The organism is Frankia sp. AiPa1 (genome assembly GCF_023243075.1).
Lineage (GTDB): Bacteria > Actinomycetota > Actinomycetes > Frankiales > Frankiaceae > Frankia.
Genome location: NZ_JALKFZ020000195.1, coordinates 1 through 13,732 on the forward strand (window position 1 = coordinate 1; position 13,732 = coordinate 13,732).

At 70.3% G+C, this 13,732-nt stretch carries 10 protein-coding genes; 3 read left to right on the top strand and 7 right to left on the bottom strand.

Annotated elements, in window-relative coordinates:
* Nucleotides 1-438 precede the first annotated feature (438 nt).
* Nucleotides 439-1,686 (top strand): HNH endonuclease signature motif containing protein, encoded by a 1,248-nt coding sequence (locus tag MXD95_RS27395; protein ID WP_250643631.1) that lies wholly within the window; start codon nt 439-441, stop codon nt 1,684-1,686.
* On the opposite strand, the gene MXD95_RS27400 is transcribed toward MXD95_RS27395, so the two are convergent.
* Both MXD95_RS27400 and MXD95_RS27405 read right to left on the bottom strand, forming a co-directional pair.
* Nucleotides 1,676-5,605, bottom strand: coding sequence for an alpha-(1->3)-arabinofuranosyltransferase (locus MXD95_RS27400; protein ID WP_250643632.1), 3,930 nt, complete (start codon nt 5,603-5,605; stop codon nt 1,676-1,678). The two genes, MXD95_RS27395 and MXD95_RS27400, sit on opposite strands and share 11 nt — an antisense overlap.
* 50 nt (nt 5,606-5,655) lie before the next feature.
* Nucleotides 5,656-6,507 carry a dolichyl-phosphate beta-glucosyltransferase gene (locus tag MXD95_RS27405; protein WP_250643655.1) on the bottom strand — a complete coding sequence of 284 codons (852 nt, stop codon included), beginning with the start codon at nt 6,505-6,507 and terminating at the stop codon, nt 5,656-5,658.
* A gap of 569 nt (nt 6,508-7,076) precedes the next feature.
* On the opposite strand from MXD95_RS27405, the gene MXD95_RS27410 reads away from it, so the two are divergent.
* Nucleotides 7,077-7,376, top strand: a complete 300-nt coding sequence (locus tag MXD95_RS27410; RefSeq protein WP_250643633.1) for a hypothetical protein — start codon at nt 7,077-7,079, stop codon at nt 7,374-7,376.
* Here MXD95_RS27410 and MXD95_RS27415 read toward each other — a convergent pair.
* From MXD95_RS27415 to MXD95_RS27425, 3 genes are read right to left on the bottom strand one after another with little or no spacing between them, the layout of a single operon-like run.
* Entirely contained in the window at nt 7,319-7,807 is a 489-nt protein-coding gene (locus MXD95_RS27415) for a ribose-5-phosphate isomerase (RefSeq protein WP_250643634.1), read from the bottom strand. The genes MXD95_RS27410 and MXD95_RS27415 overlap by 58 nt on opposite strands.
* A 19-nt stretch (nt 7,808-7,826) precedes the next feature.
* A complete protein-coding gene (locus MXD95_RS27420; protein ID WP_250643635.1) occupies nt 7,827-8,456 on the bottom strand; it encodes a mycothiol-dependent nitroreductase Rv2466c family protein in 630 nt (209 codons plus the stop codon).
* Nucleotides 8,453-9,943, bottom strand: coding sequence for an AI-2E family transporter (locus tag MXD95_RS27425; protein ID WP_250643636.1), 1,491 nt, complete (start codon nt 9,941-9,943; stop codon nt 8,453-8,455). The genes MXD95_RS27420 and MXD95_RS27425 overlap by 4 nt, the downstream gene beginning before the upstream one ends.
* Before the next feature lie 345 nt (nt 9,944-10,288).
* Between MXD95_RS27425 and pepN the strand changes: the two genes are divergently transcribed.
* Nucleotides 10,289-12,835, top strand: a complete 2,547-nt coding sequence (gene pepN, locus MXD95_RS27430) for an aminopeptidase N (RefSeq protein WP_250643637.1) — start codon at nt 10,289-10,291, stop codon at nt 12,833-12,835.
* A gap of 106 nt (nt 12,836-12,941) precedes the next feature.
* Here pepN and MXD95_RS27435 read toward each other — a convergent pair whose 3' ends face one another.
* Entirely contained in the window at nt 12,942-13,373 is a 432-nt protein-coding gene (locus MXD95_RS27435) for a DUF5130 family protein (RefSeq protein ID WP_250643638.1), read from the bottom strand.
* Entirely contained in the window at nt 13,360-13,731 is a 372-nt protein-coding gene (locus tag MXD95_RS27440; RefSeq protein ID WP_250643639.1) for a hypothetical protein, read from the bottom strand. The genes MXD95_RS27435 and MXD95_RS27440 overlap by 14 nt, the downstream gene beginning before the upstream one ends.
* Nucleotide 13,732: the final 1 nt, after the last annotated feature.

Below are 13,732 nucleotides of genomic sequence, written 5' to 3' on the forward strand. Positions count from 1 at the left end.
TCCGACTGGGACGAAGGTGGGTTATGACTCGGGTTACACCGCCCCACGTGCTAGCCCACCCCCCTAGCCGCCGCCCCGACCCCGCCGAGCGGTGCCGCGCACCCCCCTGACTCGACCGAACGAATCGACCGCGTGTTCGAGAAAGTAAGCCATATCGGTGCGCCGATGTCAACGCCGCCCGCCGCACAGAGACGCCCTCGCAGGTAGGGACGGGGGTAACAACCACCACCCGCAAGCCTTCCGGTCGATGCGGCGACATCGAAGACATGTTCGAAAAATTCGCTCAGGCGATCGATTCTCGACTGGATCCGTGGGACACTAGGAGCTGTCAGCCCGCCCACTCTCACCCCTGAACCGGTGATGACCATGAGCGCAGCACCCAGGCCCGGCGCGTCCGTTCCGCTCCCCTCCTCAGGATTTGATGCGGAGTCGGCCCCCTTGGAACAGGTCGAGGAAACTATCTGTCGTTGGTCTGCCCGGCTCGCCGCCGCCACCTACACCTGGCTCACGACCATCGCCGCGTTCGATCGCCGCCAGGGCTGGGCCGGCATCGGAATCCGCTCCTGCGCGCACTGGCTGGCCTGGCGCTGTGGGCTGGACCTGCGCACCGCCCGCGAGCAGCTCGCCACCGCTCATGCCCTGCAGCAACTGTCCGCTGTCCGCGCCGCGTTCTCCACTGGAGAGCTCTCGTACTCGAAGGTCCGAGCCATCACCCGCGTCGCCGGCCCTGACGACGAGGCCGACTGGCTGCGTCACGCTCGGCAGACGACCGCGAGTCGACTCGAACGGCTGGTTTCCCGCCACCGGCAGCAGACCGCGGACCCGGCCAAGCTACGCGCCGCTCGCAAACTCGCCCTGCGCGCCAACCCGGACGGCAGCATCCGCCTGACCGCCACTCTCTCCCCTGACGATGCGGCCGTACTGGTCGCTGCCCTCGATGCGGCTGGTACAAGCCTGGAATCCGGACGGCACACCGTCCCCGAGCAAAGTCCCGACGCGGCCCCCGCTCCTACCGGCTTGCCCGAGGACGGGGCAACCGCGCACACCCCGCGTGGACAAATCCGTGACGCCGACGCTCTCATCGCCATCGCCGAGGCCTTCCTGCACCATGGCGCTCCCGCCCTGCAGGACTCCCCCCACAGCCTTACCGTTCATGTCCCTACAACCGGAGAGGACGCGGCATCTGGTCCCAGCAGCAACACCGACGCCAGCGATCACGATGTTCCGCGGAACACCCAGGACGATCACGGCAGCTTGCCTGCAGGCATCGCGGCTGTCACCGGCTGGAGCATCGGCCTTCCCGGCCGCATGGTTGCACGTCTGGGTTGTGACGCACTGATCCGCGCCCTCATCACCGACCGAGAGAACAATCCTCTGCACCTGGGTAGGCGCAACAGACTCCCCACCCGGCGACTCCGCGACGCCGTCTACGCCCGCGACCAGGGCGTCTGTCAGTTTCCCTCCTGCGAGCACACAAAATGGCTCCAGATTCATCATTGTCACGAGTGGGACGCCGGCAACGGCAACACTGACATCGAAGACCTGTTGCTCATCTGCGGCGCCCATCACCGTGCCATCCACGACGAGGCGCTCATGGTCCGCCGCCGCGCTGATGGCACTGTCATCGTCAGAGCGCCCGGCGGGCGCACCATCGTCGCGAGGGGCGGCTATGGGCTCACGGCGTAGGCAGGGGGTCAGCGCTGGACGCGACAGCGACCCCGTCATCGTCTGTCTTCCGGTCGGCTGTGGTGCCGGGACGGTCCCAGCACCGGGACGCCAGGGCAGAAAGAGCCGCCGCGAGGGCGAACGCGCCCAGCAGCTGGGTGGGAGCGCCGAACGCGCCCTGGTCGGACCCGGGGGAACTGTTGGGGGCGGCCGCCACGGCTATACCAGCACCGATCATGGCCAGTCCGGCGCCCCAGGCAGGCGCCGCTGGCCAGCGGCGACCAGCCCAGACCAGCACGGGAACGGCGAGAGCGACCGGCCCGGCGACCAGAACCAGGGCCACCATGACGAGCGCCACCCAGGCAAGCCGGGTAGGCACCCTCGCCAGACCCGGGAGCTGGAGCAGCCAGGGCATCAGCGGCTCGTCGAGCCGGTCTTGACGGCGTCGCAGGCGGCCGGTAGGCGTAGGCATTACAGCGAGCGCCAGCAGGACGAGAACCAGCAGCAGCCCGACGACGAGGTTGCGGCGGTATTCCTCGCCGGGGGTGTTCTGGATAACGATGGTGCCGCCGACGCCGGCCGGCACGATCCAGCCCTGCTGCCAGCCGTCCAGGCGAACAGGGGTGAGCTCGGCGCCATTCAGCTTCGCTGTCCAGGAGGTGTTTGCGTTTTCCCGGACGGACAGGAACGCCCGGCTTCCGGCGCCGATCTCGACGGTGCGGCGTTCGGAGCCCCACTTGCCGACCTTGGTGGTGCGCGCGGGCGCCGTCGAAGGCTCGTGGCCGGGCGCGACGAGGGACAGTGCATCGACGAGGATGGAGGTGTCCCCCCGGTCCACGCTCACCAGATGCTGGCCGGCTGAAAGGTGCAGCTGACTGTCGTCAGTGCACAGAGTCACCTGTACGGGGTTTACCGAGGTCACGTCGCTGTTGCGGCCAGTGATTCGCAGTGGGTAGCTCTTGCCGTCGACGATCAGACTCGGGCCGCTGCCGCAGTCCACAAGCAGAGCGCCGTTGTCGGCGGCCGGGGTCCCGCTCGGCGGTGGGATGAAACTCGCTCTACCACTGACGACGACGTCCATCTGCCGGGGAACGTCGAAGCGGCGGGACAGGGTCAGCTCCTCGGAGCCGCCAAACGGCTGCGCCGGGTCTACCCGTTCCCGCGCCAGAGAATAGGCGATGTGGCCGCGGGATGCGCCGGCGAACAACTTGCTCACATCGTCGGGGAGCTGCGCGTAGTGCTGAAACGTGACGCCGGGAATCGTGATCTCCCGGATACCACCACCGAGAGTGCTGGAGCTTTCCCGGTCCACCCGATCGAACGTGATGCGGTACCAGCGGCTCGCGCCCTTCGGGACGGCCAGACGCTGAACCGCCTCCACCGGAGACACGTCGGTGACGACCGTGCCGGCCTCGGTGGTCACCCGCATTGCGCGCACCCGCGGCCGCCAAGAGCCCTCGGACTGCAGCTGGATGTCGATATAGGGCACCGACATCCGCCGGCCGACGTCCAGCTGAATCCACTGGCCCTGTGTCCGTGTGGTTCGGGTGCGCTGCACCGTCCAGGAGGTACTCGTGTTGCCGTCGACAGCCGCCTGCGGGGCCAGGTCAGGGGCGGCAAGCAGGTCATAGCCGTAGGAGGAAGCGGTGACCGACATGCCGTTGGCGTAGCCGGCGACGGTCTGGTGGCCGGCCACATCGTCCTCGGCCCACTGAGTGGGTTCGCCGGAGCGGCCGACCGCGTTGCCCGTCGGGCCAAGGAGATAGGAGTTCGCGTCGTGCACGATGCCGTAGATGCTGTCCCGGCGGGTCAGGGTGTCAGTGTCGAACCAGGCGGTGCTCGAGCCGATCATTTCGCTGGGCGCAACCTTGATCGCTGCCGGGCTGGTCGATGGTGGCGTGGTGTTGGCCGGAGCGGCCAGGTCGCTGGCGAGGACGGCAGCCCGGTCCGGGCTGAGCAGACCCTGGGCCGCGAGCTGGACCGTCGCCTCCGGTCCGCCGGAGACGACGACGGCACCGTCTGCCGGATAGGAATGCACCTGCGATGCACCGCCCGGTACCGTCCACACCTCCAGCGCTGGCGCTTCGGTGGTCGGGTTACGCCGCGAGGGGACGAGCCGTTCCTTGGCCGAAGCGCGTGCCGTTACCTGCGGCCCGAACGAGACGGCGTGGGTGAGGCCGGACAACTCCAGCGCCCGGTGCAGCTCGTCGGTGGATGGGGGGATGTCCCAGTCCTTCTGCTCAAGGTCGTTACGCAGCAGGATCTGGCCGATCCCGGCGCGGGAGAGGGCGAGTCCCAGGCCGGATGCGGAGCCGGTCGCCAGTTCCTGCTCGATCCCGTCCATCAGTCTCGTCACGCCCACGCCGCCGAGCGGGATGAGGCTGCGCACTCCCCAGGGGGACTTCGCGAGCCACTGCAGGGGCTCGTCCAGCGGGCGTCCCCAGGAGTACTCGGCGAACGGCGACGCGGGTAGCACGAGCGTCCGGCCGCCCTGCGGGTTGTCCGCAAGCCAGTCCGCGGCCTGCACCCAGTAGTCCGGCACCTTGGTGAACGGACGGGGCTGCAACGCCTTGCCGGACAGCGCCGGGGTCATGCCGCAGACCAGCGCCGCCACGGTGAACACGGCCGTCACGCTGGCCACGCCGCCGTACTGCTGCCGCAACGGCAACCGGGACACCCATCGACGCACACGCCACCGGCGCGGGCGCGGTTGAGGCAGCGCGGTCAGGGCATGGGCGAAGCCGAGAGCGATCGGCAGGCGCACCACCGGCTGGAACTTGTAGACGTTGCGCAGAAAACCGAGCTGGTTGCCGAGCAGGTCGCGCAACTCGGCACCAAACGGCCCGCTCGGATGTCCCGGGTAGGCGGCCGACACCGAGACGGTCCCGACTGCCAGCGTCACCAGCAGGAACCGCCGCGCCGGCAGGTCGGCCCGGGCAAGCCCCCACAACCCGATCGCCGCCAGCGCGGCGGATCCGATGATCGGCACCGGACGGGAGATGTACTCGGTGGCGGCGGGCAGCCATGCCCGGGGCAGCTGCAGGTAGGCCAGCCAGTCCGTCACGCCGCGCAGCGCCTCGGCGACCGAGGTGGTCGCCGTCGTGGTCGCCGCGGTCTCGGTGTAGGGAAGGAAGTTCAGGCCATAGCGTCCCTGTACCGCCAGCGCCATTATCCACCAAGCGGTGGACAGCAGGACCGCAAGCACCCACCAGGCACGCAGCGCCCAGGCCCGCCGTGATCCACCGGCGAAGACCAGCACCACCGCAGGGCAGAGCAGCACACACAGTGTGACGGTGGCATTGATGCCACCCGTGCACAGGATGGCCAACCCCGACAGCGCGGCCGCCCGACGCGGCGGGAGCCGCCGGTGTGGCTCCTCCGCCGCGGTCTCGGCGGCTGTTCCGGTGTCGGCGCCCAGAGCGCCGTCGGGGCGCAGCGCAAGGATCAGTGGCAGGGTCATCCACGGCAGCATCGAGGCGCCGACGAGCGCCACCGAGGTTGCCCCGATCTTGCCGAGGAACATCGGCGAGAGCGTGTACGCCATCCCGGCGAGCAGGCGGGTGGCGGGCACGCCGATGCGAAGCGCATCCGCCAGCCGCACGATCCCCCAGGCCGCGACGGTGAGCAGCAGCGCCATCCACAGCCGCTGGGAAATCCAGGGCGGCACCCCGAGGAGCTTGCCCAGCCCGAAGAAGGGGCCCATCGGGAACAGGTAGCCGACGTACTGGTTCGGCAGGTAGCCGAACTCCGCCTGCGAGTTCCACAGATGGGTCGCGCGGCCCATGAATCCCCACGGGTCGAGCGGAACGTCAAGCTTTGTGTCAGCGGTGAGCTTGCCGGGCGCCTGCAGCAGGTACAGCACGGAGAAGCCAACGGCGATCGCCAGCAGGGGCCAGCGAGACGTGCGCGGCGCTTCGGGTGAACGGATCGTCGACTCCAAGACCAGGGACTGGAATAGGCCGACCCTACCCACGGTGCCCAGAGGCGGACCTACCGGGCAGCTGCCTCCGGCTCGTGCACCACGGCCAGGGGGACCGAGGTCGGACGCGGCCGGCGCGGCGGGGACAGCGGCGATCGGGTCGTCGCCACGGCGGTGGGCCCGGCAGGCATCGGCAGGATCGGAGCCGGGCGGGCGGGCACGGCCGGGCCAGAGCGGCCCAGGTACCGGCGGGCCCGCACCACGTCGACCAGCATCGCGGGGGTGTGCCGGCCGACCCGGAACGTTCCGCCGGGCATCTCCGCCCAGGTCACTGGCACCTCGGCGATGCGGTAGCCCATCGACCGGGCGATCGAGAGCACCTCGACGTCGAAGGCGAACCCGGTGGAACGGGCGAGGCTGAACAGCAGCTTGGCCTCGGCGCCCCGGAAGGCCTTGAAGCCGCACTGGGTGTCCGCGACATCGAGGCTGGTCAGGGATCGGGTGAACTGGTTGAACGCCCAGCTGCCCACCCTGCGGCCACCGCTGCGCAGCGCCCGGCCGCCGATGCGCCGCGAGCCGAGCGCGACCTCGGCGTGCTCCAGGGCCGCGAGCAGCAGCGGAAGATCGTTGAGGTCGGAGGCGCCATCGGCGTCGAGGAAGACGATCGACTCGCCGTGAGCGGCTGACACCCCGGCCCGCACAGCTGCGCCCTTGCCGGAGTTCCACGGCAACCGGAGCACCCGGCCGCCCTCCAGGCCAGCGAGATGCTCCTCGGCGACAGCGGCGGTGCCGTCCGTGCTGCCGTCATCGACCACGATCACCTCGGCATCCGGCGTCCGGCGCATGACGGATACCAGCGCGGGAAGCGAACCGGGGAGGCCAAGCGCCTCGTTGTACGCCGGGATGACGACGCTCACGGGCACGCTGTCCAAGAGTCAGCTCCTAGGCTTCGACGGCGGAACCGGTACTGACGCCGGCCAAGGCGTCGCGACTGTTGGCTGCCAGTCGAGATCAGCGCACAGTTTCAGCTAATTCGCGATGGAAGTCAATGCATTCACCCGAATCCGCCAACGCAATGATCAAATACCTCAAGATTGCGAAGTGGCACCTATGGGCTATAGATAGGTCTTTTTCGCGATCTCTCGGTAGCAACAAGCATACGGACCCTTCCGGTCCGCCCGGCCGACGGGTGCCCCAGGGCCGGGACCAGGGACGATACCCCCCAGACCGGCCCGCGACGACTCGCAACCGGCCGCAGTACACCCACCGGGGAAACACTCTGTCAACCCCATGGAACATCATTGGAGGCACCACGATCGAACGGAGCGTGCATATGGTCTTCGCGGATGCGGATGCATACCGGTCGGATCAAGGCGGCAGTACTGGCGTCCGCTCATCAAGCGATCTACCCTGCGACGGCGGAGCGTCATGGCGCTCCGGCTGACAATGTCAGGCCCACCCGGATTTCGCCGATGATGGCTACCCTCGGGGCATGCCACGCACTCATCGTCGCGACCCTCAGGCGGCCACGGCCGGCGATCTCGACGCCGCGCTACGAGGCTTGGTCGGTGCCGGATCGACCCATCTGCCCGCGGCCGTCGCCATGCGGGCCCGTGATGTCGCCCCACCGACCGACGCCGACCTCGCCGAGGCCGAACGCACGCTCGCGCTGCGCCCGGCCAGGCCAGCGTCCCGGCCGGGCGGCGGCGGTCAGCCCCGGCCGGGACGGCAGGCTCAGGAGGCGGGGGACGCCGCGTCCGGGATGGACGGGGCGTCGCCGGTGCGCTCGTAGTTCGACAGCATCCGCAGCCGGCGCACGTGCCGCTGCTCGGCGCTGAACGGGGTGGACAGAAAGACCTCGACGAAGCCGAGCGCCTCGGGCACGGTGTGCATCCGCGCACCCAGGCTCAGGACATTGGCGTCGTTGTGCTGGCGGCCGAGCGTCGCCGTCTGCTCGCTCCACGCCAGCGCCGCGCGTACCCCGGCGACCTTGTTCGCCGCGATGGCCTCGCCGTTGCCCGACCCGCCGATGACGATACCCAGGCTGTCCGGCTCCGCCGCCGTCGCCCGCGCGGCAGCGAGCACGAACGGCGGGTAGTCGTCGTCGGGGTCGTACTCGACCGGACCATGGTCGACGGGTGCGTGGCCGAGCTCCACCAGGCGTTCGGCAAGCGCCGCCTTCAGGTGGAAGCCGGCATGATCAGAACCTAGATGGACGCGCATGATGCGTCATCATGCCCGATCACTCGAAGATCGGTTCGATGTCCCGGCTGCGCTTGAGCTCGAAGAAGCCGGGCGTGCCGGCCACCAGCACAACCCCGTCCCACAGCCGGCCGGCCTGCTCGCCTTTGGGTGCCGGGGTGATGACCGGCCCGAAGAAGGCGGTGCCACCAACCGCGATCACCGGGGTGCCGACATCCATGCCGACGCGGCCGATGCCGTCGTTGTGGCTGGCCCGCAGCGCCTCGTCCCACGCGGTCGAGGTCGCCGCGCTGGCGAGAGACGGGTCGGCCCCGGCCTCGGTGAGCGCCGCGACGAACGTCTCGCGGCTCCACTCCGCCTTCTCCAGGTGCCGGCGGCGGCCAAGCGCGGTGTAGAGCGGGCCGAGGATCTCCTCGCCGTGGCGCGCGGCCGCGGCGATGCAGATCCGGACCGGCCCCCACGCCTGCGCCATCGCCTCGCGGTACTGCTCGGGCACCTCACGACCGGCGTTGAGCTCGGCCAGGCTCATGACGTGCCAACGCGCCCGCACCGGGCGCACCTTCTCGACCTCCAGCAGCCAGCGGGACGTCAGCCACGCCCAGGGACAGCTCGGGTCGAACCACAGGTCGGCAGTCACCGTGTCGGTGTCGCCGGGAATCTCGCTGCTCACGGACGGGTCTCCTCACGGGGCGGACGGTGATCACCAGGATCAACCCGATCGCCCCGCACCGGATTCCCGTCGGGAGCCGGATCCCCCTCGGCCGGCGGATCCGCATCCGAGGCCGGCTTCGCGCTCGCGGCCAGGTAGGTGGCGACGCGGTTGACCACAGCCACGAACGGCACGGCGGCGATGGCGCCGGGGATGCCGGCGAGCACGCCACCGGCGGACAGCGAGATGACGATGGCGAGCGGATGCAGCCGGACCGCCCGCCGCATGACCAGCGGCTGCAGCAGATGTCCCTCGATCTGCTGCACGGCCAGGACCACCCCAAGGATGATCAGGGCGTCGGTGACCCCACCGGAGACGAGGGTGACCAGCACCGCGGCCACCCCGGCCACGGTGGCGCCCACGATCGGCACGAACCCGCCGAAGAACGTGAGCAGCGCCAGCGGCGCGACCAGCGGCACGCCGACGCCGATCAGGCCGATCGTGATCCCCAGCGCGTCGGTGGCCGCGACGAAGACCGTGCCCCGGATGTAGCCGGTGATCGTGGACCACGCCTCCCGGCCGGCGCCACGCACCCGCTCCTCGGCTCCGACGGGAAAGCGAGTGACGATCCAGTTCCAGATCCGTTCGCCGTCATAGACGAAGAAGAAGGTGGAGAACAGGGCCAGCAGCAGGCTGGTGAGCGCCTCGGCGGCGACCGACGCGCCGGAGATCACCCCATTGACGAGCCGGCCACGATTGTTTGCCAGGTTGCGCCGGATGTCGTCGACCAGATCGTCGAGCTGGCTCTGGGACAGGTGGAACGGGCCGTTGGTGAGATAGCCGCGGATCTGCTCAACACCCTGGCTGACCTGATCGGAGACGGTCGGGATCTCGTCGGCGGCGTTGAACCCGACCGCCACCGCGGCCCCGGCGAGCACCACGAGGAACACGAACAGCGCGGCGAACGATGCCGCGAGCCTTGGCAGGCCCATCCGCTGGAAGCGGTGTTTCATCGGATGGATCAGTGCGGCGATGAGCAGCCCGGCGATGATCGGAATGATGACCAGCCGGATCCGCCCGACCGCCATCAGCAGGATGTAGACGGCGGCAGCGGTGACGATCAGCCGCCAGGACCAGCCGGCCGAGACACGCAACGCCACCGGGATGTGCTCCTCGGCCCGCTGCGCGGTCGAGGACGCATCCGCCCCGCGAGCCGCCGACTCGTCCCGATCGGGTTGGTCGCCGCCTGCCCCCGGCCGGCCCGGGTGACCAGCCCGCGATGCCGCCCGCAGCTCCCGCAGCCGGCGTGGGATGAGTCCGGCCCGCCGGGGCGGGCCTCCCTCATGGGGCGCGCCGGAGCCGGCCGGGCCCGCGCCGGCATGATCCGGCGGCGCAGAACCAGAACCAGCAGAACCAGCGGCGGGCCTGCCGGCAGCGCCGTCGGCAGGGTCGGCCCCGCCGGCACGGGCTCGCACGGAAATGCGGCCCAACCCGGCTACCCGCCTCACCCGCGCTCCCTCCCGACTCCGCCGCCCCGGCACCTGCCGACCCGCCATGCGCGGGAGATATACGCCATCGTGCCGTACCCGCCGCACCGGTGGACGCGGCAGGCCGCGAAAACCGACAATTCGCGACGGTGCCCGGCAGTGGACCGGCCACGGATGGTTCGCCGGCGCGATCCCGGGCCGCCTCCGGCGTGCGAGACTGAACCCTGATGTGAGCAGCGCCGGCATGCGCCGGCCGACGTCCGGTCGAGCCGCACGCCGAAGGTCGAGTCACCCGCGGCCGGCCAGGACACCCGCCCACACGCAAGTCGCACGCTGACGTGCAAGCCGCAAGCGGAGAGGAACCGGGTGCCCAACAATCTCACCCGCGACGAGGCGCGCGAGCGCGCCCGCCTGCTCAACGTGGCGTCCTATGACGTCGAACTCGACCTGACGACGGGCCCGGAGCACTTCCGCACGTCGACGATGGTCACTTTCACCTGCACCGCACCGGGAGCGTCGACGTTCATCGAGCTCGCCGCCGCCGGCGTCGACGAGGTGGAGCTCAACGGCCGGGCACTCGATCCGGCCGCGATCTTCGACGGCGAGCGGATCCGGCTCGACGGGCTCGCCGAGTCCAACCGGCTGCGGGTGGTCGGCGACGGGGTCTACTCCCGCACCGGCGAGGGGCTGCACCGCTTCGTCGACCCTGTGGACGACGCCGTCTACCTCTACACCCAGTTCGAGACGTACGACGCGCACCGGATGTACACCTGCTTCGACCAGCCCGACCTCAAGGCCGCGTTCACCCTCACGGTGACGGTGCCGGCCGAGTGGTCGGCGATCTCGAACGGGGCGGTCGCGGCGACGGCGGAGGCCGCGATCGGCGTACGCACGATCCGCTTCCTGACCACGCCGGTGGTGTCGACCTACATCACGGCGCTGGTCGCCGGCCCGTACCACGAGGTGCGCGACCGGCACGACGGCATCGATCTGGGGCTGTTCTGCCGCCGCTCGCTGGCGGAGTTCCTCGACCCGGACGAGCTGTTCGAGATCACCAAGGCCGGGTTCGACTTCTACCACCGGGTGTTCGACTACCGGTACCCCTTCGGCAAGTACGACCAGCTGTTCGTGCCGGAGTTCAACGCCGGGGCGATGGAGAACGCCGGCTGCGTCACGTTCCTCGAGGACTATGTCTTCCGGGCGAAGGTGACCGAGGCCCGCCGCGAGCGTCGCGCCGAGACGATCCTGCACGAGATGGCGCACATGTGGTTCGGTGACCTGGTCACCATGCGCTGGTGGGACGACCTGTGGCTCAACGAGTCGTTCGCGACCTACATGTCGGTGCTGGCACAGGTCACCGCGACCCGGTTCACAGGCGGCTGGACGACGTTCGCCAACGCCGAGAAGGGCTGGGCCTACCGGCAGGACCAGCTCTCGTCGACCCATCCCATCGTGGCCGACGCGCCCGACATGGACGCGGTCCGCACCAATTTCGACGGCATCACCTACGCCAAGGGCGCGAGTGTTCTCAAGCAGCTCGTCGCCTGGGTCGGTCAGGAGGAGTTCCTCTCCGGCCTGCGGGCGTACTTCCGCCGCTACGAGTACGCGAACACGTCCCTGCGGGACCTGCTGGACGAGCTGGAGAACGCCTCCGGGCGGGATCTGTCCGCCTGGTCGGCCGCCTGGCTTACGACCACCGGCGTCAACACCCTGCGCCCGCGTTTCTTCACCGACTCCTCGGGCCTGTTCACCTCGTTCGACGTGGTGCAGGAGCCGGCGAGCGCCCCGCCGACCGCGTCCCGCACGCTGCGCCCGCACCGGCTCGCGATCGGCCTCTACGACCGGGATCCGCGCGGCGCGCTGGTCCGCCGGGAGCGAGTCGAGCTGGACGTGACCGGCGAGCTCACCGAGGTGCCCAAGCTCGTCGGCGCCCGCCAGCCGGAGCTGATCCTGCTCAACGACGACGACCTCACCTTCGCCAAGGTCCGTCTGGACGAGCGGTCGCTGGCCACCCTGGTCGACTCGATCGGGTCGGTCACCCAGAGCCTGCCCCGCACGCTGTGCTGGGCCGCGGCCTGGGATATGACCCGCGACGCCGAGCTTGCCGCCCGCGACTACGTCCGCCTGGTGCTGTCCGGGATCAGCGCCGAGGACGACATCGGCGTGGTGCAGTCGCTGCTCACCAAGGCCGAGCTCACGATCGACGCCTACGGCGATCCGGCGAACCGGGCCGCGGCGCTCGCCGCGCTCACCGGCCGGGCCGAGGAACTCGCCCGTGCCGCCGCGCCCGGCAGCGATCTGCAGCTCGTGTTCACCACCACGTTCGCCAGGACGGAGAACCCCGAGCAGATCGCCCGGGTACGCGCGCTGTTCGAGGGCAGCGACGTCATCGACGGTCTGGTGCTCGACACCGAACTGCGCTGGACGCTGCTCACCCAGCTCGTCGCCCGCGGTGCCTACGGCGACCCCGAGATCGACGCCGAGTTCGCCCGGGACCGCACCGCCACCGGCGAGAAGCGCGCCGCGACGGCCCGGGCCGCCCGGCCCACCCTCGAGGCAAAAGCCGCCGCATGGTCCGCGGTGATGGACTCGGCGGCGCTGTCGAACCACCTGGCGGTGGCGACGATGGCCGGGTTCTGGATCTCGGACCAGCAGGAACTGACCAAGCCCTACGTCGACCGGTTCTTCGCCGAGATCGGCGGAATCTGGGCGTCCCGCAGCTTCGACACGGCGGCGACGATCAGCCAGATGCTGTTCCCGTCCTCGGTCATCTCCCCGCGGACCGTGGCCAAGGTCGACGCCTACGTCGCCGAGCAGGACCCGACGCCGCCGCTGCGCCGCGCCCTGCTCGAGGGCCGCGACGGCCTCGTCCGGGCCCTGGCCGCCCGCGAGAAGGACATCTCCGCGGGCTGACCCCTGGCAGGACCGCCGGGTGGCGGGCTGTCGCTGGGGGTTCACCGGTGATCGGCTGATCGGTGAACCCCCAGAGCGGCGGCCTGTCCGTGCGCGGCGGCGCTTCTCAGTACACGGCGGGGCTGCCGGCCGAGGACGACGAGCGGATCGCGGCCGGGGTGGAGGCCGGGGAACCGGCGGACTCAGCGAGCTGACGGACGCCGTAGGTCAGGCCGCCGACCAGGTCACCCAGGGAGAAACTGGACGTCATCGAGAGCGCGGCGAGACTCGCCGAGGCGTCACTGATGCGCCGACGGGCCACCGGGGTGGTCGCGATGTGCACGACGCACTGCCCAGGCGAGACCACGACCAGCACCGCAGCGTCCCGCGCCGGGTCGTCGACGACGGTCGAGAGGGTGCGCTCCGCCGCGAGACGCACGTCGCCGCGCAGCGCACCGACCCGGACGACGAACCGGATGCCGCTAAGCCTCTCGGCCTGCTTCAGGGCACGGTTCAGCCGGTCGAGCTGCTCGGGGCTGAACGCCTCACCAGTTGCCACTGGCTCCACCTGCTCCCGGCACCGCCTGGGCGTCCCGCTGACGCTCGAGCTCCTCCGGGCGGGTGCCAACCCAGATCTCGTCGTGCTCCCACGGCTGGCCCGGACGATAGCGGGCCGGCCCACTGCGGCGACCGGAGAAGGCCGCCAGCAGGATCGCGATGAGGAATCCACCGGCGATGGTGCCGCCGTAGATACCCCAGGTCTGCAGAGCCGTCAACGGGTCAGGGTTGTACCTTGTCCCGATCTCCGATGCCGAAGCCGTCACGGCGAACACCGGCAGCGCGAACAGCGCGAGGCCGGCGACCGTGAGCACCCGGCGGAAAGCGACGCCCCTGCGCCGCGGTTGACGTGGAGTCACG